Genomic DNA, 19,397 nt, shown 5'->3' on the forward strand with positions numbered 1-19,397 from the left:
GTGCCTCACTTCGCGAGCGCAGGGATCTGCGTCACGGTGTTGGTCGGCGGGCCGGCGAAAGTGCTCTTGAAGCCGCCGACGGAGAGCATGTCGATCTCCAGCAGGAAGGGGCCGCGCGCGGCCAGCGCCTCATCGAGCTGGCCTCTCAGATCCTCCAGGCGCGACACGCGGGCGTGCGGCAGCGCGATCGACTTGCACAGCAGCGCATAGTCGGGCGTGTGCAGATCGGCGTAGCAGCGGCGGCCGCCGTACTGCGCGTCCTGGATGTTCTTGATGACGCCGTAGCTCTTGTCGTTCATGAGCACGATCACCATCGGCGCTTCTTCCTGCACCATGCAGGCGAGTTCGCCAAGGTTGAGGATGAAGCCGCCGTCGCCGGCCAGGCAGAAGGTCTTGCGGCCCGAGCCGGTCACCGCCGCGCCGATGGCCGCGCCGATGGCCATCGGCATGCCCTGCCCGATGCCGCCGCCGGTGGCATGCACGCCCGCACTCGGCTCGAAGATGCGCAGTTCGCGATTGCCCCAGGTGCTGTTGGAGACGGTGACATCGCGCACCCAGTTGAAGCTGCGCCCTGCCACCGACTGGATCTGGCGCACGAGCTCGGCGTAGGGGCCGAGGCCGTCGCGCAACGTGGCGACCGCTTCGTCATGCGCGGCGCGCAGATCGGTCAGCAGCGCCGGATCGGCCTTGTAGTGCATGGCCTCCAGGCGGTCGGCCAGCCCTTCGAGCGCGAGTGCGGCATCGCCGCAGACGAAGGCATCGGTCGCATAGCAGCGGCCTTCGGCGGCGGCATCGGCGTCGATGCGGTACAGCGGACGCGGCAGCTTGAGCTCGTACTTGAGCGTCTCGTTGCCGCGCAGCCGCGAGCCGACGACGAGCATCGCGTCGCAGCGCTGGTAGAAGGCCTCGACCGGCTTCTGGATGTTGTAGGCCCCGAGCGAACCGGGGTCGTCCTCGGGCACCGTGCCGCGGCCCTGCGTGGTCGTGACGACGCCGAAGCCGAGCTTCTGAAGACGCTGGATCGCGTGGCGGGCGTGGCGCGCGCCGCCGCCGATCCACAGCATCGGGCGCCGGGCGGCCGCCAGGTACGCGGCCAGCGCGTCGAGGCCGGCCTTCGAGGGCAAGGCGGCCTCGATGGGCAGCGGCGACAGGTCGGCCGGCATGGCGACGAGCGCCGACTGGATGTCGATCGGGATCTCCACGCTGACCGGGCCGGTGGGCGCCGTGAGCGCGACCTGCACCGCGCGCTTGAGCGTGCCGAGCACGTTGTCGACGCTGCGCACGCGGAAGGCGGCCTTGGAGACCGCCTTGAGCATGGCCAGCTGGTCGGGTGCCTCGTGGATGTACGACATGCCCTTGTCCAGGTAGGGCGTCTCGATCTGGCCGGTGATGTGCAGCACGGGCGCGCCGGCGGTGAGGGCTTCCACCATGCTGCCGGCGATGTTGCCGGCGGCCGGGCCGGTGCTGGTCACGCACACGCCCAGGCTGGCGGTGGAGCGGGCATAGGCGTCGGCCATGTTGCCCGCGCCCGCCTCGCCGCGCGCGGAGATGAAGCGGACCGCCCCGCGCTGCGCGAAGGCATCGAGGATCGGCATGTTGTGGATGGAGATCACGCCGAAGGCAGCCTTGACGCCGCACTGCTCGAGGAAGGCGGCGACGACGGCACCGGCCGTGACCTGCGCGGGAGTGGATGGGTTATGCATGGCGCGAAAGGCCTCCGGAGATGTCGATGTGGCTGCCCGTCGTGTAAGACGAGAGGGGCGAGGCCAGGAAAAGAATCGCGCGCGCGGCTTCGATCGGAAGCCCCAGGCGACCCAGCGGGATGTGTTTGTCCTGCGCGAGCCGGCCGCTCCATGAGGACCAGCCCAGCGCCTTGTCTTCGCGCGCCTCGAAGCGGCGGCGCCATTGGCCCGACTCGACCAGGCCGATCAGGATGCCGTTGACGCGCACGCCCTGCGGCGCGAACTCGGTGGCCATGGAGCGCACCAGGTTCAGGAGGCCCGCGCGCGCGGCCGAGGTCGCGACCATGTGCGGCTCGGGCTGCCGCGCCAGCAGCGAGTTGGCGCAGACGATGGCGGCATCGCCCCAAGCGGTGCGCTGCGCCGCGAGCTGCGGCAGGAAGGCACGCGTCGGGTGGATGACGGAGAAGAACTTGAGGTGCAGCTCCTCGGTCCAGGCGGCGTCCTCGGTGTCGGCGAAGGTGGAGACGCGGCCCTGGCCGGCGTTGTTGACCAGCATCGAGGCCGGGCCCAGTGCCGCCTCGCTGGCCGCGGCGAAAGCCTTCACCGAGGCGGGGTCGAGCACGTCGCAGGGCTGGGCGAAGAGCCGGGCCTGCGGCCGGCTCTCGCGCAGGCCCTCCACGGCGCGCTCCAGGCGCTCGGCATTGCGGCCGCACAGCGCGACCGAGGCGCCGGCATCGAGCAAGGCTTCGACGGTCGCGAGGCCGATGCCCGACGAACCGCCGGTCACCACGGCCACGCGGCCGGCCAGCGCATCGGCAGCGAAGAAGGAAGAGGTGGATGCGGGCATGTCGTCGGCCTCAGGCGCTGCGCAGCGGGACCACCTTGGCCTTGCCGGCGGGCGCGTAGTTCAGCAGGCCCGAGATCTCCTCGGCCGTGCCGCGCACGCGCTGCACCATCTCGTCCATGCGGGACTCGTCGATGTGGCCGGAGGTGACGGTCGCCCCCAGCGCCGCCACGATGTGGCCGCTGTGGTCGCGCACCGGCGCGGCGATGGTGGAGATGTTCGACTCGAAGAAGCCCTCGCCCAGGACGTAGCCGCGCTCGCGGTCGGCCTGGACCATATCGAAGAGCTCGTTGACCGTTTTCGGCGTGCTCGGCGAGAAGGTCTCCAGCTTGTCTTCCGGATAGAGCGCGCGCAGCTGCGGCAGCGTCAGGTCTTCCAGCAGGATTCGGCCCAGCACGGTGGCATGGGCCGGCAGGCGCGTGCCCACCGTGACCGAGCTGGCAAAGGGTGAAGGCGGCGCGACCTTGGCCACGTAGACGATGGAGCGCCCGTCGCGCACCACCAGGTTGCAGGGCGTGCGCAGTTCCTCGCACAGGCGGTTGAGCAAGGGCGTGCCCAGCTGGGTGAGCTCCAGCGAAGCCAGGTACTCGAAGCCCAGGCGCAGCACCGCCAGCCCGAGGCGGTAGTCGCGGCCGCCTTCGGCGCGCTCCAGGAAGCCCATGTTCTCCAGCGTGCTGAGCAGGCGGAAGACCGTGGAGCGCGGCAGGTCGAAGCGGCGCGCCAGCTCGGGCGCGGACAGGGTGCGGCTCTCGCGGCTGAACTCGCACAGCATGCGCAGGCCGCGTTCCAGGGCCGGCACGTTGTAGCGCTCGGCGCCCTCTTCGATCAGGTCGTTGCTCATGGTTCAGGTTCTCTCGTCGTTCTTGTTGATCGATCAGCCCGCGAGGGCTTCGCGCAGCAGCGCGGCCACTGCGGCGGGCTGCTCCACATAGCTCGCATGGCCCGCCTCGGGCAGCAGTTCGAGCGGCACGCCGCATTGCCTGGCCACTTCGGCGCAGGCTTCGGGCGTGGTGACCACGTCCAGCGCGCCGCAGGCCACGCGCGCCGGCATGGCGGGCGGAAGGTCGGCGAGCAGGTCGGCGCCGCACAGCAGTTCCACGGCCTGGCGGTAGCCCGCTTCATGCAGGCGCGCCATGTTCCAGCGCACCCATTGGCGCGCGGTCTCGCTCGCGTGCTCCGACAGCAAGCGGCCCGCACGCTTCGCGGCCATGCCGGCGATGCCCAGTTCGGCCAGCGCCGCGAGGCGCTCGGCATGCACGCGGGCGCGGGCTTGCGCACGGCCGGGCGCGCCGTAGCCCGAGGCCGGGCTGATCAGCAGCAGCCTCGAGATACGCGCGGCCAGCGGCGAGCCGCGACGCGCCGCGGACGCCGCCATCAGCGCGCCGAGCGAATGGCCGACCAGCACGCAGGACGTGATGTCCAGCGCGTCGAGCAGGCCATGCAGGCGCTGCGCGTAGTCGTGCGCGGCAGGCGCCTGTGCGGCGAGCGGTGTCGACGCGCCATAGCCCGGCGCGTCCCAGGCGATCAGGCGCGCCTCGCCTTCGAGCAGCAAGGCGGTGTCCAGCCACGAGGCCGAGCCCGAGCCGATGCCGTGCAGGCACACGATCGCCGGCCCGGCGCCGCATTCGCGCACCGAGACCACGGCGCCGCCCTGTACCGGCACGCTGCGCGCCGGGAAGCGCGCATCGAGCCGCGCCAGCTCGGCGGCCGGCAGCGGCTGGGCATCGATGACGGCTGTGTCGCTCATGGCTCTCGCACGTCCCGATCAGCGCTTGATCCTGGCCAGCGGATGGTCCGCCGGGTACGTCGGCGTGACGGGCTTCTTCGCGCCCAGCATCACGCACATCAGCGCATCCTCGTCGCCGATGTTGATTTCCTCGCGGTACACGCCCGGCGGCACGGAGATCAGGTCGCGATCGCTCAGCACGGTCTCGTAGCGCTCGCCCTCGGGCGTGGTCAGGACCACCTTCAGCTTGCCGCGCAGCACGAAGAAGACCTCTTCGACGTCGACGTGCAGATGCGGCGGGCCTTCGTGGCCGGCCGGGATCACCATGGTCGAGAAGGTGAAGCTCTCGGCCGGAACGGTGTTGACGTCGCTCGCCACGCCGGTGCCGCCGGTGCCCACGTAGCGCATCTGCGCGCGGCGGAACTTGGGGTCCAGGTCGGACTGGAACTTCAGCGCCTCCCAGTCGTACTTGCGGGTGGCATAGCGGGCGATGCGGGTGTTCATCCACGCCTCCAGGCTCGCGCCTTCGGGGCGGCGCAGGGTTTCGCCTACCTTGCTGTCATCGAATTTCTTCGGCTCGGACAAATCGCTCATTCAAAACTCCTTGGTAGTCAGTGCATCACGAAGCCGCCGTTGACGGCGAGCAGCTGGCCGGTCACGAAGCGCGACAGGCCGGACAGGGAAAACAGCACCGCGCCGCAGACGTCCACCGCCTGCTGCTCGCGCGGGAGCGCGCGGCCCTCGAGGTACTTCTGGTGGCGCGCGAGCGGCACGTACTCGGTGGCTTCCACCAGCGTGAGCCCGGGCGCGACCGCGTTGACGGTGATGCCGGACTCACCCCACTCGCGCGCCAGCGAACGGGTCATCGAGATCACCGCGCCCTTGCTGGAGGCATAGGCCAGCAGCTTGGGCGCGCCCCACAGCGCGGTGTCCGAAGCGAGGTTGACGATCGCACCGCGCCCGCTCCGTGCAAGGGCCGGCTGGCAGGCGCGGCTCATGAGCCAGGTGCCGCGCACGTTGACGTCCATCACGCGGTCCCAGGTCTCGATATCCAGCGCCTGGGCGTCGCGGCCGCCGGAATTGGTGATGGCGGCGTTATTGACCAGGCCATCGAGGCCGCCCAGCGTTTGCACCGCAGCGGCAGCACCGGTCTCGATCGAGGCGGGGTCGCACAGGTCCAGCGCCAGTGCCTGGGCATTGAAGCCGGCCTTGCGCAAGGCCTGCGCCTCGGTCTCGGCCAAATCCGACAGGATGTCGGCCAGCACCACGGATGCACCGGCCGCGGCGATGCACTTGGCGAACGCCAGCCCCAGCCCGCGCGCCGCGCCGGTCACCAGCACGCGCCGGCCGGCGAGCAGGTTCGCGGGCAGCTCGGCCAGGAGGCTTTGGAGGCTCTCGGGATCGGGAACGGCTTTGACGTCGGTCATCCTTGCCTCAGTCGGCCTGGATGCCGAGTTCCTTGATCACCTTGCCGAAGCGCTCGAAATCCGCCGCATTGGTCTTGGCCAGCACGTCCGGCGCGCCGCCCAGCGGCAAGGCGCCCAGCACCGCCATCCTGGAAGCCACGTCGGGCATCTTGAGGATCTCGTTGAAGTGGCCGTTGAGCGTTTTCACGATCTCGGGCGGCAGGCCCTTGGGCCCGAACAAGCCGTGCCACGCTGTGACTTCGACGTTCTTGTAGCCGAGCTCGGCGAAGGTCGGCACGTTCGGCGCCAGCGGCGAGCGGACGCGGTCCGCGACGGCGAGCGGCAGCATCTTGCCGCCCGCCAGGTACGGCGCGACGGGACCATAGGTGATGTAGGTCAGCGGCACATGGCCGCCCAGCACGTCGTTGACCGCCGGGGCCACGCCCTTGTAGGGCACGTGCCCGAGGTTCAGGCCGGCTGCCTTGTTGACCATTTCGCCGAGGATGTGCATCGGGGAGCCGCTGCCCGGGCTGGCATAGGACAGCGTCTTGTCCTTGGCGCCCTGCACGTCCTTGAAGCTCTTGAAGCCGGAGGCCCCGCCCGCCACCAGGAACAGCGGCAGCGTGCCGAGCTGGATGATCGGCGTGAAGCCGTTGAGCACGTCGTAGCTGGCGCCGCCCCCGGTCTTCAGCACCAGCTGCGCGATCGAGAAGGTGCTGGGCGCCAGCAGCAGCGTGTAGCCATCGGCCGGCGCCTTGGCCACGAAGTTGCTGCCGATCACGCCGCTGGCGCCGGGACGGTTGTCCACCACCACCGGCTGGCCGATGCGGCTGGACAGCTTTTCCGCGAACAGGCGTGCGAGCGCGTCGGTATCACCCCCGGCCGGATAGGCGACGACGAGGGTGATTGGCTTGGCCGGATAGCCCTGCGCCCAGGTCGGAGCGGCAGCACTGGCAGCGGCGAGGGAAAGGGCCAGCGCGAGCGCCTGGCGACGGGTGGGCTTCATCATCGTGGGTTCGATTCGTGGTTGGGCGAAGGCTTCATTTGTTCCACTAATAAAACATTGATTTATTCTTGGAACGCATGCACGAAGAATAATCCCGAAGTGCTCAGGTTGTCTAGGCATAAACCCTGTGTCCAGCACGGAACCGGCGAAGCCGAGAGGCAGGGCATCGTGGCGCGCGGGTCGGCACGTCGGTCGCGCGGGGGACGACCGGCCCCCTACACTGGCAGCCCGCAGCCTTCCACGGACCGCCCCATGAAACGACTCGCGACCGCCCTCCCCGCGCTCTGGCTTTTCGCCCTCCATCCGCTGCAGGCCGCCACGCTGGAGACCCGCAGCTACCCGGCGGAGATCACGCCCCTATGCGGCGAGCGCGTGACCGACTGCGAGCCGTTCGCCGATGCCGGCACCCGCAACACCGGCAACTGGCGGAACTGAGAGGCGCCCATGCACATGCCCGCTTCCGTGGTCCAGGCCTTCACGCCCACCGGCGCGCTGCGCGCCTCCATCAATCTCGGCAATCCGATCCTCGCGAACAAGGATGCCGCCACCGGCGAGCCGGTCGGCGTGTCGGTCGACCTGGCGCGCCAGTTCGCGCAGCGTCTGGGCGTGCCCCTCGAGCTGGTCGTGTTCGAGAAAGCCGCGGCCTCGGTCGATGCGGTGCGCAACGACAAGGCCGACATCGGCTTCTTCGCCATCGACCCCGCGCGCAGCGAGGGGCTCGGCTTTACCGCGCCTTATGTGCTCATCGAGGGCGCCTACCTCGTGCCCGCGGGCGCCGGACTGCAGCGCAATGAGGACGTGGACCGCGAGGGCATCCGGATCGCGGTCGGCACCGGCAGCGCCTATGACCTCTTCCTCACGCGCGAGATCCAGAAGGCCCGACTGGTGCGCGTGCAGGGCGCGCAGGGCGTGTTCGACAGCCTGCACGCCGGGGAGGTCGAGGTGGCCGCAGGCATCCGGCAGGTGCTCGAAGCCGAAGCCGCACGCTCACCGGGCCTGCGCCTGCTGCCCGGGCGCTTCATGGTGATCCAGCAGGCCATGGGGACGCCGGCCTCGCGCGGCGCCGAAGCGGCCGCCGCGCTGAGCGCCTTCGTCGAGGAGATGAAAGCCAACGGCTTCGTGGCCGAGGCGCTGGCGCGGCATCGCATCCAGGGCGCGAGCGTGGCGCCGGCCGGCGCTCAGGCGTAGCGTTCCAGGCCGAGGCCTTCCATATCGATCTCGGGCGCACGGCCCGCGATCAGGTCGGCCATCACCCGCCCCGTGCCGGCCGCCATGGTCCAGCCCAGCGTGCCGTGGCCAGTCGCCAGCAGCAGCTTCGGGACCGGCGTGGTGCCGAGCAGCGGCGTGCCGTCGGGCGTCATCGGCCGCAGGCCGGTCCAGAACTCAGCGCCGGCGACGTTGCCGCCTTGCGGGAACAGATCGGTGACCACGTGCTCCAGCGTGTCGCGCCGGCGATCGTCCAGGCGCAGGTCGTAACCCGAAAGCTGCGCGGTGCCGCCGACGCGGATGCGCTCGCCGAGGCGCGTCACCGCGACCTTGAAGGTCTCGTCCATCACCGTGGATTCGGGCGCCATCGCGGCATCGGTGATCGGCACGGTGATCGAAAAGCCCTTGACCGGGTACACCGGCAGGCGAATGCCCAGCGGCTTCACGAGCCGCGGCGAATAGCTGCCCAGCGCCAGTACGTAGCGGTCGGCGCGGAAGGGGCCGGCATCGGTATGCACCGCGGCCACGCCTTCGGCATCGCGCGCGATGTCGGTGATGGTCACGCCGAAGCGGAAGCGCACCCCCGCCGCCTCGGCCAGCCGCGCCAGCGCCTGCGTGAACTTGAAGCAGTCGCCGGTCTCGTCGCCGGGCAGGCGCAGGCCGCCCACGAACTTTTGCCGCACCGCGGCCAGCGCCGGCTCGTACTGCACGCAGCCCTCGCGGTCCAGCAGCTGGTAGGGCACGCCGTAGGCCTTCAGTATCTCGATGTCCTTGCCGGTGCCGTCGAGCTGCTTCTGCGTGCGGAACAGCTGCAGCGTGCCCCGCGCGCGCTCGTCGTAGCGGATGCCGGTGTCGGCGCGCAGCTGCCGAAGGCAATCGCGGCTGTACTCGGCCAGCCGCACCATGCGGCTCTTGTTGGTCTCGTAGCGCGCCTGCGTGCAGTTGCACAGCATCGCGATGCCCCAGCGCCACATGGCCGGATCGAGCATCGGCCGGATCACCAGCGGGCTGTGGCGCATCAGCAGCCACTTGACGGCCTTCAGCGGCACGCCGGGTCCGGCCCAGGGCGCCGAGTAGCCCGGCGAGACCTCGCCGGCATTGGCGTAGCTGGTCTCGAGCGCCGGCGCATCCTGGCGATCGAGGACCGTGACCTCGTGCCCGGACTTGACGAGGTAGTACGCCACGGTGGTTCCGATGACGCCGCTGCCGAGGATCAGGACACGCATGCCGCTCCTTCTCGAATGACGAGGCTGCGGGTGGGCGTCATTTCACGCCCAGCGCCGACAGCAACTCCGTGGCCGGGATCGGGTGCGGCCGCTGCGGCCAGGCTTCCACCAGCGCCACCATCTTGGCGCTCCTCGGCGCGCGGGCGCCATTGGAGCGCGCGAGCCGCACCACCTCGCCGCACAGCGCGTCGATCTCGGTGCCGCGGCCCAGCGCCAGGTCGTCCGCCATGCTGGAGCGCGCCTTGTCGTCGATGCGCAGCATGCGCGCCGCGACCACGCGGAACAGGGCGTCCGGCAGCCGCAGGATCAGCGGCATGAGGCGCGGCGGCACGGCGGCCAGCTGAGCCGGCTTGATGTTCGCCCAAGCAAGCGCCTCCAGGGCCTCGTCCATCAGGGCCGCGAGGCAGCGGCGATAGCCGCGGTCGAGCAGCTGCTGGCGCAACGGCAGGCCGGACAGCGCATTGACCGGGTTGTTGAGGTTGAGCAGCAGCTTGCCCCATTGCACCGGCAGCATGTTCGCCTGCCGGTCGATCGGCACGCCGGCGCGCGCGAACACGGCCAGCCAGGGCCGCAGCACCGCGTCATCCTGCACGGCCAGGCGGCCGGTGGTGCCGCGGTGGAAGGCGCCGTGACCGATCTCCGCGACGTTGTACGGCACCATGCCCGGGAGCACGTGCAGCGTCGGTGCCATCCGTGCGGCCGTGGCGGCATTCGAGATGCCGTTCTGTAGCGAGATCACCGGCGTGCGCGCCGGCAGCGCCGCGCCGAGCTCGGCTGCGGCCTGCGCGGTCGCGCCGCTCTTCACGGTCAGCAGCACCAGGCCTGGCCGCACGCCGGGTGGGATGCGCTCGGCCAGCTGCAGCGAGCCGGGCGGCATGTAGCGCTCGCCGCCGTCCAGGTCGCTGAGCCGCAGCCCATGCCGCTCGAGCGCCTCGAGCACGCGCGGGCGGCCGACGAAGAGCACGCGCACGCCCTCGGACGCCAGGCTGCCGCCGATGTAGCAGCCGATGGCACCCGCGCCCATCACCAGCACATCGACGGGCAAGACTTCATTCATGGGCGAGGGCCTGCCGAAGCAAGGCCAGCACGCGGGCGCAGGAGCATCAGCCAGCCGGTGATGCGCGTACCGTCGCGCCCCTCGAAGCCGACCGCCTGGGCGGGCCCGGCCGCCAGTGCGGCGCCGGCGCCGAGGGCGGAGAGCAGGGTCAGCAACAACGGGAAAGCCCCTTTCATCCGCGCGACTATGGCACGGACGCGCCCGGCAGGGCTAGGGTCAGACCCGCTGCGAGACCCAGTCCTGGACCGAGGCGAGCGCCTTGGGAAGCCCGGCCGCGTCGGTGCCGCCGGCCATCGCCATGTCGGGCTTGCCGCCGCCCTTGCCGCCCACCTGCTGGGCGACGAAGTTGACCAGCTCGCCGGCCTTGATCTTGCCCATGCTGTCGGCCGTGACGCCGGCCGCCAGCTGGACCTTGGCGCCGTCGACCGCCGCCAGCACGATGGCCGCGGTCTTGAGCTTGTCCTTGAGCTTATCCATGGTCTCGCGCAGCGTCTTGGCATCGGCGCCGTCCAGTTTGGCGGCCAGCACCTTGATGCCCTTGACCTCCACCGCCTGGGCCAGCAGCTCGTCGCCCTTGGACGACGCCAGCTTGCCCTTCAGCGCACCGACCTCGCGCTCCAGCGCGCGCACCTGCTCCAGCACCTGCACGAGGCGCGGCTGCACCTCGGGCACCGGCGTCTTGAGCGTGGCGGCCACGCTGTTCACCGTGGCCTCGAGCGCCTGCAGGTAGGCCAATGCGTTGGCGCCGGTCACCGCCTCGATGCGGCGCACGCCGGCGGCCACGCCGCCCTCGCTCACGATCTTGAACAGGCCGATGTCGCCGGTGCGCGCCACGTGCGTGCCGCCGCACAGCTCGCGGCTCGAGCCGATGTCGAGCACGCGCACGGTCTCGCCGTACTTCTCGCCGAAGAGCATGACGGCGCCGGTCTTCTGGGCCGACTCCATGTCCATCAGGCGCGCCTGCGTGGCCTGGTTGGCCAGGATCTCGGCGTTGACGCGGCGCTCGATCTCGAGGATCTGCGCGGGCGTCACGGGCGCGTTGTGCGCGAAGTCGAAGCGCGTCTTGTCGGCGTCGACGAGCGAGCCCTTCTGCTGCACATGCGTGCCCAGCACTTCGCGCAGGGCCTTGTGCATCAGGTGGGTCACGCTGTGGTTGCGCATGGTGGCGGCGCGCAGCGCCGTGTCGACGCGCGCCGTGACCGCGTCGCCCACCTTGAGCGTGCCCTGCGTCTGCATGCCGTGGTGGCCGTAGACGTCGGCCTTGATCTTCTGCGTGTCCTCGACGCCGAACTGCAGGCCTTCGGCCACCAGCACGCCCTGGTCGCCGACCTGGCCGCCGCTCTCGGCATAGAAGGGCGTGGTGTCCAGCACCACGATGCCGGGCTGGCCTTCCTTCAGTTCCTGGACGGGTGCGCCCTCGAAGTACAGCGCGAGCACGCGGGCCTGTTCCTCGAGGTGCTCGTAGCCGGTGAAGGCGTTGGCCGCGCCCGCGTATTCGACCGCGCGGTCCATCTTGAACTTGCCGGCGGCGCGGCCGGCGGCCTTCTGCTTTTCCATCGCGGCATCGAAGCCCGCGGCGTCGACCTCCACGCCGCGCTCGCGGCAGACGTCGGCCGAGAGATCGAGCGGGAAGCCGTAGGTGTCGTGCAGCTTGAAGGCCACCTCGCCCGGCAGCACCTTGGCGCCATCGGCCAGGGCGGCGTCGAGGATCTCCATGCCGTTGGCGAGCGTTTCGAAGAAGCGCTCCTCCTCGGCCTTCAGCGTCTCGGTGATGCGCTGCTCGTCGGCCACCAGCTTGGGGTAGGCCGCGCCCATCAGCGCCGCGAGGTCGGGCACCAGCTTGTGGAAGAAGGGCTTCTTCTGCCCCAGCTTGTAGCCGTGGCGGATGGCGCGGCGCACGATGCGCCGCTGCACATAGCCGCGGCCCTCGTTGCTGGGGATCACGCCGTCGGCCACCAGGAAGGCGGTGGCGCGGATGTGGTCGGCGATCACGCGCAGGCTCTTGTTGTGCAGGTCCTTTTCTCCGGTCTCGCGCGACGCGGCCTGGATGAGACGCTCGAACAGGTCGATCTCGTAGTTGCTGTGCACATGCTGCAGGATCGCGGCCAGGCGCTCCAGGCCCATGCCGGTGTCGACGCAGGGCGCGGGCAGCGGCTTCACGCTGCCGTCGGGCTGCATGTCGAACTGCATGAACACGTTGTTCCAGATCTCGATGTAGCGGTCGCCGTCTTCATCCGGCGAGCCGGGCGGGCCGCCGGCGATGCCGGGGCCGTGGTCGTAGAAGATCTCGGAGCATGGGCCGCAAGGGCCGGTGTCGGCCATCATCCAGAAGTTGTCGGACATGTAGCGTCCGCCCTTGTTGTCGCCGATGCGCACCACGCGCTCGGGCGGCAGGCCGATCACCTTCGTCCAGATGTCGTAGGCCTCGTCGTCCTCCTGGTAGACCGTCGCCCAGAGCCGCTCGGCCGGCAGCTTGTAGACCTGCGTCAGCAGTTCGAAGGCCCAGCTCAGCGATTCGCGCTTGAAGTAGTCGCCGAAGCTCCAGTTGCCCAGCATCTCGAAGAAGGTGTGGTGGCGCGCGGTGTAGCCCACGTTCTCCAGGTCGTTGTGCTTGCCGCCGGCGCGCAGGCAGGCCTGCACGGACGCGGCGCGCACGTAGGGACGCTTGTCGCTGCCGAGGAACACGTCCTTGAACTGCACCATGCCGGAGTTGGTGAACATCAAGGTCGGGTCGTTGCCCGGAACCAGCGAGCTCGACGGCACCACGGTGTGACCCTTGGAGGCGAAGAAATCGAGGAAGGACTTGCGGATGTCCGCGACGCTGAAGGTGGGCTGGCTCATCTTTGGATTGGAGTGCTGGGACAGGCGGCCGGCAGCGGGCAGCCCCTGCATCGAACCCACCTGACTGCTTGATCTGCTGAGCCGTCGATTATAGGTTTGACCCTGTCCTCGCCGCCCCCCGGACCGCCTCTGGAGACGGACCGCTGCCCGGGCGGCCTGCGCGCCCGGCGCTCAGGTTCGATCCACACACACCGCGCGCATCGACCGCCATCGGTGTAAGGTATTGCCATGCAGCCTGACGACACCGCACGTTGGAGCATCGAGGACCTGGATTTTTCCCGCATCCCGCTCGACGAGGTGCGGTCCGACGAGACGCATTTTTACCTCGCCTGTTCGGCCTCCTTCGTCGAGAGCGGCTCCGACCTGTACACGAGCAACCTGGTCGACTTCTTCGAAGGCGACGACGAGGTCACCACCTGGCTACGCGAGCACTGGGAGCCCGAGGAACTGCAGCACGGCAGGGCGCTGCGGGCCTACGTGGCGCATGTCTGGCCGGAGTTCGATTGGGAGCCCGCCTACCGCAACTTCCTCGCGGAGTACGCGACCTACTGCAAGGTGGAACTGCTGGCGCCCAGTCGCGGGCTCGAAATGTCGGCGCGCTGCGTGGTCGAGACCGGCACCGCCACCTACTACCGCGCCCTGGCCCGCAGCATCCGCGAACCGGTCTTCATCGATCTCGCGACCCGCATCGCGAACGACGAGGTCAGTCACTACAAGCATTTCTATCGCTTCTTCCGCCGCTACCGCGAGGAGGAAGGCCTGAGCCGCGTGCGCGTGCTGGGCACACTGGCGCGTCGCACCTGGGAGCTCAAGAGCGAGGATGCCGATTGTGCGATCCGCCACATCGCAAAGAACCGCTCGCCTGAGCGCACGGAGGACGCGCGCTACCTGCGCGAGATGCGCGGCCGCATGGGCCGCACGGTCAGCCGCAACCTCAGTCCCGGCGCCACGCTCAAGATGCTGATGCGGCCGCTGGAGCTGCCGCAGCCGGTGCAGGCGGCGCTTCAGTTCCCGGTCGAGCTGCTCATGACGTGCGTGTTCCTGCGCTGACGCGGATGCCCCCGGCCGGCCCGATCGTCGGGTTCGCCTGAGACAGGTTGCCCGGTCGAAGCGCTGCTTCAACTGCTGCAGCCAGGTCGCCCGTGCCGTCGCTCGCCCCGACGCGCTCGGCTTCTCCCAAGTTCAGGAAGCGGCTCCGGCGAGCGATTCCATCGCGCCTCATACAACCATCGGCATACGCCAAATGGCAAGACTAAATTCTTGTCATGAGATTCTTGTCTCATTATCATCGCGCCCTGCCCAACCAGAAAAGGAAAGCGCCATGGTGATGACCCCCAGCGAGATGGATCGCAAGCTCGACGAGCATTTCGGCTTCGAAGCCCAGGACAATGTGCAAGGCGTGTTGGCCACGCTCACCGCCGACGTGGAACACGACGTCGTCGGCTGGCCCAGCGGCCCGAGCCGCGGCCGCGATGCCGCGCGCCCTTTCTACGAAGCGCTGTTCGCCGATCTGTCGGAAGGCAAGGTGCAGTCGCTGCGCCGCCTGTACGGCAACGACTTCATGGTCGACGACTCGCTGTGGACCGGCAAGGCGCCGGGCCGCCCCTTCGGCCTGGAGGGCCGCGACCGCCCGCTCGCCTTCCGCTTGCTGCATGTGATCGAGTTCGCCGAGAGCGGCGACATCCGCAGGGAGAACGTCTGGGTCGACATCGGCGCCATCCTGCAGCAGCTTCCCCAGACGGCCTGAGCATGGCCGGGCAACGGGGCCGCCCCCAGCAGAAGCAGCGCACCCGCAAGGCGCTGCTGGAGGCGGCAGCGCAACTGGCGCGGCAGGGGCGCCGGCCCACGCTGGAGGAGGTCGCCGAGCAGGCGCTGGTGTCGCGTGCCACCGCCTACCGCTACTTTCCGAACATGGAAGCGCTGCATCTGGAAGCCTCCATCGATATCGAGACGCCGCAGGCCGAGGACGCCTTGCGCCGTGCCCCGGCCCATGACGTGGTCGCGCGCCTCGAGCACGTGGACCAGGCGCTGCACGCCATGATCACGGCCAACGAGGCGCCGCTTCGCATGATGCTGGCGCAGTCCCTGGAGCGAAGCGCGCGCGGCGAGATCGACGCGCAGGTGCCGGCGCGCCAGAACCGCCGCACGCCGCTGATCGAAGCGGCGCTGGCCCCGGCCCGCGACCGCTTCAAGCCTGCGGCACTGAAGCGTCTCAAGCACGCGCTCGCACTGGTGGTGGGCCCGGAGGCGATGGTGGTCTTCAAGGACGTGCTCCGCCTGGACGATGCGGAGGCACGCAAGGTCCGGCGCTGGGCCATCCGGGCACTGGTGGACGCCGCGGCACCGGCCGGCCCGGCTCGCCGCGCCGGCGCCAAGAAGTGATGTTTTCCAACGTGTATTCAAGGAGCACCCCATGACACTGCATCGAATGATCATCGCTGCCGCCGTGATCGCCTTCGCCTCATCTGCCGCCCTCGCCGGCCCGCCGGAGCCGAGCCGCGATCCGCTGCAACGAGGCCGCCATCTCATCCGGATCGCCGGCTGCAACGACTGCCACACGCCCGGCTATGCACAGAACAACGGCAAGGTCGACGAGAAGCTCTGGCTGACCGGCGACAGCCTCGGGTGGGCGGGCCCATGGGGCACGACCTATGCGACCAACCTGCGCCTCATGATGGCCAGCATGACCGAACGCCAGTGGCTGCACCATGCGCGCCATATGGAGCCGCGGCCCCCCATGCCCTGGTTCAACGTGCGCGACATGAGCGACGCCGAGTTGAAAGCCATCTACGCCTACACCCGCTCGTTGGGACCTGCTGGCACGGCGGCGCCGGCCTACGTACCGCCCGGGCAGAAGGCGCAGGGTCCAGCGGTGCAGTTTCCGTAGTGACGCAAGCCGCGGGATTGCGGCAGTACGTGCCGGGACACGCGCCGCCATGGGCCAATCAATGCTCGGATCGTCCCGGTCGGTCGCCCGCCCCGATGGATCCGTCGGCGCGCCCGCGGAAGTAGCGGTAGATGCCGTCGATGTTCTCGCGCACCAGCGCATTGCCGCGGTAGCCCGGCATGCCCCGTGGCGGGTCGCCATCCAAGACCATCCGCATGAAGGCCTCCCGCTCTTGCGTGCGGGCGTAGTCGACGATGGAGGGTGCTGCCAATCCGATGTGGCCCGCGCCGTGGCAACGCTCGCAATCGACGGTACGCAGAGCCTGCCAGGCGCGGGCGATCGACGGATCATCGAACGGCTGGCGCGCCTCTTGTGCAACCACCCCGCAGGCGTGCATCGCCGCCCAGACGGCCAGCACGCTGAAGAACCAGGCGCGCCGGCCCACGGCGATTAACGACCAGGGTTGGCGATCTGCCCGACGAACTTCCAGCCTTCATCGGCCACGTAGACGAAGGTGAAGCCGGTCGGACCGTCGAGGAACACCGTCAGCGGCCGCACCAGCGCGGGCGCTTCGGCCGGCGGTTGGGGCGCGGTGGCCAATGCCGCGGGTGTGAGTCGCGATCCGTCGGCCGCATCCGCCTTGACGTTCCAGCCCGGCTGCATGCGCCACCCGCTGTCCGCGGCATAGACCAGCGACGAGTGCTCACCCGCGGGCCCGCTGAGCAGCAGCGTCAGGGGCGCGCTCTGCGCCTTGCGTGGCGGGAAGGCGAGCTGGCCGTGCGCCAGGATGGGGCCGGCCGCCAGTACCGCCGCTGCGAGCGCCGCGGCTGGCTGTCGCCAGGTCAAAGGAAAGGTGTGCTTCATCATCGACTCCCAAAGTCAAAGTCAAGGTCCATGTCCGGTTGGCTCGATACGCGCGTCGCCTGTCGCATCGCGAATTGCCGCGGACGCTTTCGATGGTGAGTGCGGCGGGTTTATGGCAATGTGCGTTTGCGCACAAAGCGGGTAAGGGGCCTCCATCGGGTTGGGGAGGCGGGATCGTGGCAGGTCGCATGAATCGACCGAGCGGAGGGTCGAAGCGGGCGCCGGACGTTGGAAGCTGTAAGCGGCCAACGTCGGCTGCCTGTCGTAACTGCCGGTAGAATCCGCGACTGCTGCGGGTGTAGTTCAATGGCAGAACGGCAGCTTCCCAAGCTTCATACGAGGGTTCGATTCCCTTCACCCGCTCCACATGTAGAAGAAGTCCTTGCCGGTCAAGGACTTAGGGCGTCGACGGTGGCATGTCGCCACATCCCTGTGCCACATCTGTGTGACACATGGCCTACTTCTACCGCCGCCGAAGCGGCATTTTCTACGCCAGAATCCGGGTCCCGGAAACGCTAAGGGGCGTCCTCGGGAGTTCGGATCTTCGCAGGACGCTCAACACCTCCGACTACAGCGTGGCTGCTCGCCTCGCGCTGGAGGTAGCTCTCGGTTGGAAGAAGGACTTCCAACGTATCCAAGCCATGATTGACGCGAAGAAGCTCACCACGGGTTCGCCCGTCCTTTTGACCACCGGCCTGATCAGCTTGGCTGATGCTGCCGATGCCGCCGGCCTCAAGGTCGAGACCCTGCTTCGCGAAGCGTCGGCGAGAAGGTCGATGCTCCGCCTGATGGCCGACGGGTGGCTCGGCGCTGAGGTGCCGCGCGAGGAGCTGGTGAACGACGACCCGAGAGGGCGCTCGCTCGTTTTGGACGTGGGCGAAACCCTCTCTGGCCGTCCCCTGGGTCCGGTGTTCGGCGCTTTGCATCTCAGGCTCAACTCCCTAGCCTTCGTTGAAAACGGCATGTTCACCGACAGCCTGTTCTTCCGTGATGCCCTTCGGAGATCAGCCGTCGTCGCGCCCTACCCTGGCACCACGGTTCCAATTGGCTCGCTGCTGATCGACAAGGCAGACGCCGAGGCCATTCGAGCCAACTTGGCCGCCAAGGTCAGCGTCGGCATGCTCGCAGCCCACGGAGTGCGCTCTGCCCCCGAACCAGCCGCCCCGAACGTATTTGAGGCGTCGCTTGCGGCGGTGGTCGAAAAGGCCAGCTACGGGCCGGCATACAAGCACAAGGGAACCCGCACGAGCACCATGCTCAAGGAGTTCTACGCTGCGAAGCCCTGGGCGCCGGCAACCCGCGAGCAGAACGAACGACTCTGTCAGATGTTTGTTGAATTGATGGACGACCCACCCCTTGGCAGCATCGATCGCGAGATGATCGCGGAGTACCGTAAGCGCCTTATGACCGTGCCCAGCCAACTTCGTGCTGTCAAGGCCAGGAACAAGGGCAAGACCCTCAGAGAGCTTATCGACTTCGCGGCCGGCACGGGCTTGCCTACCTACGATGAAGCCCGAGCTGGGCGCTACATCATGAAAATCGGAGAGGCGTTCGTGTGGGCCGCTGCGAACGACTACATGGTTCGCAATCCGGCAGCGAACACTGTGGTCAAGACCCGCGCCACGGTACGTGCGCAGGACAAGCGTCTTCCCTTCTCCGATGCGATCTTGGGCCAGATTTTTGGACTGGAGTGGTACCAGACCGGCAAAGGCCAGAGAACTGCCCGAGGGCTATACCACCGCTTCCAGCCCCTGTACTACTGGCTGCCGCTGATGGGGCTGTATACCGGCGCCCGAATCAACGAATTGAGCCAGCTTTACTTAAAGGATCTGGTTCAAACCGAGGCTGGGACCTGGTTCATCGACTTCAACCCTGACGGCGAGGGAAAGGTCGATGTCGACGAACAGGACGACGTCCCACGTGGTGTGACCGACAAGCGGCTGAAGACGTTGAACTCGATTCGCATCATCCCGATGCATCCCGAACTGGTCAGGCTCGGGCTGCCCGCTTATGTTCAGGCGCTTCGAAAGCTCCGGGAGGCGAGGCTCTTTCCCGAACTGACGCACGACCGCCTCAAGGGGTATGGCAAGTACGCGGGGCAGTGGTTCAACGAGCGCTTGATGGGGCGGCAGCTTTCCATAAGGCGCGACAGCACGCAAACCTTCCACTCGTTTCGGCACACCTTCCTCACCGCCTGCGACCGCATAGATATGCCCGACCGCGTGCGAAATGAAATTGCCGGCCATGGGCGCGGAGATGGGCAAGGCCACGCGACCTACATCAAGGATCGAAGCGCCGACGAACTGGCTCCCTTCTTGTCGCCACTGCGATTCAACCTGCCGCCCATTGTCGCGTTCGATGTGGAAGAAGGCATTCAGTCCTTACGCGATGCCATAGCGCGCAAGCAGGAGGCGGCAGATCGCACGGGGCGCCGCGCTTCATCGCGTCAGTGACGACATGCATGCCACGGCGGATCCGAGCGCCCCGCAATGGCTCTGCCCAAGGACGACGTCGCACTGGAGCGATCTGCGACATGTCGAATCTGACCTCTGGCAGACTGCCAGCCTGTTACGGTCATGATTTGGTTTCGCCACGGTCACCATAGATCAAACAAGTCGGATCCTAAACCGACACCAGCAAGCAAAAAAGAGG

19 protein-coding genes and 1 tRNA gene are annotated in these 19,397 nt (G+C 68.6%); 8 read left to right on the forward strand and 12 right to left on the reverse strand.

Annotation, left to right across the window (positions count from 1 at the left end):
* Positions 1–5: 5 nt before the first annotated feature.
* From J2739_RS26100 to J2739_RS26130, 7 genes are read right to left on the reverse strand one after another with little or no spacing between them, the layout of a single operon-like run.
* A complete protein-coding gene (locus J2739_RS26100) occupies positions 6–1,703 on the reverse strand; it encodes a thiamine pyrophosphate-binding protein (RefSeq protein ID WP_309907147.1) in 1,698 nt (565 codons plus the stop codon).
* Positions 1,696–2,529 carry an SDR family oxidoreductase gene (locus tag J2739_RS26105; RefSeq protein ID WP_309907148.1) on the reverse strand — a complete coding sequence of 278 codons (834 nt, stop codon included), beginning with the start codon at positions 2,527–2,529 and terminating at the stop codon, positions 1,696–1,698. The genes J2739_RS26100 and J2739_RS26105 overlap by 8 nt, the downstream gene beginning before the upstream one ends.
* A 10-nt stretch (positions 2,530–2,539) precedes the next feature.
* Positions 2,540–3,367, reverse strand: a complete 828-nt coding sequence (locus tag J2739_RS26110; RefSeq protein ID WP_309907150.1) for an IclR family transcriptional regulator — start codon at positions 3,365–3,367, stop codon at positions 2,540–2,542.
* A gap of 33 nt (positions 3,368–3,400) precedes the next feature.
* Positions 3,401–4,273 (reverse strand): alpha/beta fold hydrolase, encoded by an 873-nt coding sequence (locus tag J2739_RS26115; RefSeq protein ID WP_309907152.1) that lies wholly within the window; start codon positions 4,271–4,273, stop codon positions 3,401–3,403.
* Positions 4,274–4,291: 18 nt separating this feature from the next.
* Positions 4,292–4,846: a cupin domain-containing protein gene (locus tag J2739_RS26120; protein WP_309907154.1), complete on the reverse strand. Its 555-nt coding sequence runs from the start codon at positions 4,844–4,846 to the stop codon at positions 4,292–4,294.
* Between the two features lie 17 nt (positions 4,847–4,863).
* Complete coding sequence (locus J2739_RS26125; protein ID WP_309907155.1) at positions 4,864–5,679, reverse strand: SDR family oxidoreductase; 816 nt, start codon at positions 5,677–5,679, stop codon at positions 4,864–4,866.
* A 7-nt stretch (positions 5,680–5,686) separates the two neighbouring features.
* On the reverse strand, positions 5,687–6,664 hold the full coding sequence (locus J2739_RS26130) for a Bug family tripartite tricarboxylate transporter substrate binding protein (RefSeq protein WP_309907278.1): 978 nt from the start codon (positions 6,662–6,664) through the stop codon (positions 5,687–5,689).
* Positions 6,665–6,916: 252 nt separating this feature from the next.
* On the opposite strand from J2739_RS26130, the gene J2739_RS26135 reads away from it, so the two are divergent.
* Positions 6,917–7,099 carry a hypothetical protein gene (locus tag J2739_RS26135; RefSeq protein ID WP_309907157.1) on the forward strand — a complete coding sequence of 61 codons (183 nt, stop codon included), beginning with the start codon at positions 6,917–6,919 and terminating at the stop codon, positions 7,097–7,099.
* Positions 7,100–7,108: 9 nt separating this feature from the next.
* Positions 7,109–7,852 (forward strand): transporter substrate-binding domain-containing protein, encoded by a 744-nt coding sequence (locus J2739_RS26140; RefSeq protein ID WP_309907159.1) that lies wholly within the window; start codon positions 7,109–7,111, stop codon positions 7,850–7,852.
* Here J2739_RS26140 and J2739_RS26145 read toward each other — a convergent pair.
* From J2739_RS26145 to alaS, 3 genes are all read right to left on the reverse strand, one after another.
* Positions 7,843–9,096, reverse strand: coding sequence for a D-amino acid dehydrogenase (locus J2739_RS26145; protein WP_309907160.1), 1,254 nt, complete (start codon positions 9,094–9,096; stop codon positions 7,843–7,845). The two genes, J2739_RS26140 and J2739_RS26145, sit on opposite strands and share 10 nt — an antisense overlap.
* Positions 9,097–9,133: 37 nt before the next feature.
* Positions 9,134–10,153, reverse strand: coding sequence for a 2-dehydropantoate 2-reductase (locus tag J2739_RS26150; RefSeq protein ID WP_309907162.1), 1,020 nt, complete (start codon positions 10,151–10,153; stop codon positions 9,134–9,136).
* A 216-nt stretch (positions 10,154–10,369) separates the two neighbouring features.
* Positions 10,370–12,994, reverse strand: coding sequence for an alanine--tRNA ligase (gene alaS, locus J2739_RS26155; RefSeq protein ID WP_309907164.1), 2,625 nt, complete (start codon positions 12,992–12,994; stop codon positions 10,370–10,372).
* A gap of 228 nt (positions 12,995–13,222) precedes the next feature.
* Here alaS and J2739_RS26160 point away from each other — a divergent pair, with 228 nt between their 5' ends.
* The 4 genes from J2739_RS26160 to J2739_RS26175 all read left to right on the forward strand — a co-directional run bounded on the left by J2739_RS26160 (position 13,223) and on the right by J2739_RS26175 (position 15,881).
* Positions 13,223–14,044, forward strand: a complete 822-nt coding sequence (locus tag J2739_RS26160; protein ID WP_309907166.1) for a ferritin-like domain-containing protein — start codon at positions 13,223–13,225, stop codon at positions 14,042–14,044.
* Between the two features lie 271 nt (positions 14,045–14,315).
* Positions 14,316–14,741: an ester cyclase gene (locus tag J2739_RS26165; RefSeq protein WP_309907167.1), complete on the forward strand. Its 426-nt coding sequence runs from the start codon at positions 14,316–14,318 to the stop codon at positions 14,739–14,741.
* 2 nt (positions 14,742–14,743) lie between these two features.
* The gene (locus J2739_RS26170) at positions 14,744–15,376 is read left to right on the forward strand and encodes a TetR/AcrR family transcriptional regulator (RefSeq protein ID WP_309907169.1); all 633 of its coding nucleotides are present in this window, start codon (positions 14,744–14,746) and stop codon (positions 15,374–15,376) included.
* A 31-nt stretch (positions 15,377–15,407) separates the two neighbouring features.
* The gene (locus J2739_RS26175) at positions 15,408–15,881 is read left to right on the forward strand and encodes a c-type cytochrome (RefSeq protein WP_309907171.1); all 474 of its coding nucleotides are present in this window, start codon (positions 15,408–15,410) and stop codon (positions 15,879–15,881) included.
* A gap of 58 nt (positions 15,882–15,939) precedes the next feature.
* Here J2739_RS26175 and J2739_RS26180 read toward each other — a convergent pair whose 3' ends face one another.
* Together J2739_RS26180 and J2739_RS26185 are read right to left on the reverse strand one after the other, a co-directional pair.
* A complete protein-coding gene (locus tag J2739_RS26180) occupies positions 15,940–16,326 on the reverse strand; it encodes a c-type cytochrome (protein WP_309907173.1) in 387 nt (128 codons plus the stop codon).
* Between the two features lie 5 nt (positions 16,327–16,331).
* Complete coding sequence (locus J2739_RS26185) at positions 16,332–16,745, reverse strand: hypothetical protein (RefSeq protein WP_309907175.1); 414 nt, start codon at positions 16,743–16,745, stop codon at positions 16,332–16,334.
* Positions 16,746–17,037: 292 nt separating this feature from the next.
* Here J2739_RS26185 and J2739_RS26190 point away from each other — a divergent pair.
* Positions 17,038–17,111: transfer RNA gene (locus tag J2739_RS26190), tRNA-Gly, on the forward strand.
* An 86-nt stretch (positions 17,112–17,197) separates the two neighbouring features.
* A complete protein-coding gene (locus J2739_RS26195; protein WP_309907177.1) occupies positions 17,198–19,198 on the forward strand; it encodes a DUF6538 domain-containing protein in 2,001 nt (666 codons plus the stop codon).
* Positions 19,199–19,397 lie beyond the last annotated feature (199 nt).

Source organism: Variovorax soli (assembly GCF_031454625.1).
GTDB lineage: Bacteria > Pseudomonadota > Gammaproteobacteria > Burkholderiales > Burkholderiaceae_C > Variovorax > Variovorax soli_A.

Bases quoted from the DNA above. Each gene is read 5' to 3' on its own strand.
- J2739_RS26150 (WP_309907162.1), bottom strand. From the start codon at position 10,153: ATGAATGAAGTCTTGCCCGTCGATGTGCTGGTGATGGGCGCGGGTGCC.
- J2739_RS26125 (WP_309907155.1), bottom strand. From the start codon at position 5,679: ATGACCGACGTCAAAGCCGTTCCCGATCCCGAGAGCCTCCAAAGCCTC.
- J2739_RS26130 (WP_309907278.1), bottom strand. From the start codon at position 6,664: ATGAAGCCCACCCGTCGCCAGGCGCTCGCGCTGGCCCTTTCCCTCGCC.
- J2739_RS26140 (WP_309907159.1), top strand. From the start codon at position 7,109: ATGCACATGCCCGCTTCCGTGGTCCAGGCCTTCACGCCCACCGGCGCG.
- alaS (WP_309907164.1), bottom strand. From the start codon at position 12,994: ATGAGCCAGCCCACCTTCAGCGTCGCGGACATCCGCAAGTCCTTCCTC.
- J2739_RS26145 (WP_309907160.1), bottom strand. From the start codon at position 9,096: ATGCGTGTCCTGATCCTCGGCAGCGGCGTCATCGGAACCACCGTGGCG.
- J2739_RS26195 (WP_309907177.1), top strand. From the start codon at position 17,198: ATGGCCTACTTCTACCGCCGCCGAAGCGGCATTTTCTACGCCAGAATC.
- J2739_RS26115 (WP_309907152.1), bottom strand. From the start codon at position 4,273: ATGAGCGACACAGCCGTCATCGATGCCCAGCCGCTGCCGGCCGCCGAG.
- J2739_RS26170 (WP_309907169.1), top strand. From the start codon at position 14,744: ATGGCCGGGCAACGGGGCCGCCCCCAGCAGAAGCAGCGCACCCGCAAG.
- J2739_RS26185 (WP_309907175.1), bottom strand. From the start codon at position 16,745: ATGAAGCACACCTTTCCTTTGACCTGGCGACAGCCAGCCGCGGCGCTC.
- J2739_RS26110 (WP_309907150.1), bottom strand. From the start codon at position 3,367: ATGAGCAACGACCTGATCGAAGAGGGCGCCGAGCGCTACAACGTGCCG.
- J2739_RS26135 (WP_309907157.1), top strand. From the start codon at position 6,917: ATGAAACGACTCGCGACCGCCCTCCCCGCGCTCTGGCTTTTCGCCCTC.
- J2739_RS26160 (WP_309907166.1), top strand. From the start codon at position 13,223: ATGCAGCCTGACGACACCGCACGTTGGAGCATCGAGGACCTGGATTTT.
- J2739_RS26120 (WP_309907154.1), bottom strand. From the start codon at position 4,846: ATGAGCGATTTGTCCGAGCCGAAGAAATTCGATGACAGCAAGGTAGGC.
- J2739_RS26100 (WP_309907147.1), bottom strand. From the start codon at position 1,703: ATGCATAACCCATCCACTCCCGCGCAGGTCACGGCCGGTGCCGTCGTC.
- J2739_RS26165 (WP_309907167.1), top strand. From the start codon at position 14,316: ATGGTGATGACCCCCAGCGAGATGGATCGCAAGCTCGACGAGCATTTC.
- J2739_RS26175 (WP_309907171.1), top strand. From the start codon at position 15,408: ATGACACTGCATCGAATGATCATCGCTGCCGCCGTGATCGCCTTCGCC.
- J2739_RS26105 (WP_309907148.1), bottom strand. From the start codon at position 2,529: ATGCCCGCATCCACCTCTTCCTTCTTCGCTGCCGATGCGCTGGCCGGC.